General features: G+C 68.0%; 1 protein-coding gene. It reads right to left on the minus strand.

The window, feature by feature from the left end; genetic code table 11:
- Positions 1-211: 211 nt before the first annotated feature.
- A partial coding sequence (locus tag ABD323_RS43650; protein ID WP_344447563.1) for an AAC(3) family N-acetyltransferase occupies positions 212-621 on the minus strand: 410 nt, incomplete at its 5' end.

Here is a 621-nt window from a genome sequence, read left to right on the forward strand (position 1 = left end):
GGGATCTCGGCACGTGCGCGTAACTGAGAAAGAAGTACGGACGCTCCGCGCTCTCGTCCCACCCGCCAGGGTCGTCGTCGCCGTACACACGCGCCTCCCCCGAGACTTTCCGGTGTGTTGGTGGTGCACCGTCTCAGACGTAGCCGGGGTGTGCTCAGTTCCCAGCCGCGTCTTTCCCCCACAGAGGGCCTTCAGTGTAGGAACGTCAGGTTCACGAATGGAATAGGGCGTTGTCCCGGAGGAACTTGTCGGCCACGTCCACCCCGTCCGCGATGTCCATCACGAAGCAGTCCGCCGCACCCAGCCGCCCCCGGCGCAGGCTGGCCATTTCGCTCAGCACGCCGGTCATCGGCTCGAAGTGTTCGTCCCGCAGGTGCACCGCGTCGAACGACTGCCAGCTGCCGTTCGGCAGCACGCAGCTGTAGGTCTGGATCGGTGGATCGGGCTGCCGGTACTCCGCCAGGTGCAGCGCCGTGCAGCACCAGACCGGTACGCCGATCAGCAGCGCCCGGGCCCGGCCGGCGTAGAGGCGGCCGATCGGGGAGGTCTCGCCGAGGTGGGATTCGAGCGGGTGACCGTCAGTCAGTTCGGCGGGGAGGCGGGCGATCGGGGCGAACGAGG

Origin of the sequence: Kitasatospora nipponensis (assembly GCF_039528135.1) — a bacterium.
Classification (GTDB): Bacteria; Actinomycetota; Actinomycetes; order Streptomycetales; family Streptomycetaceae; genus Kitasatospora; species Kitasatospora nipponensis.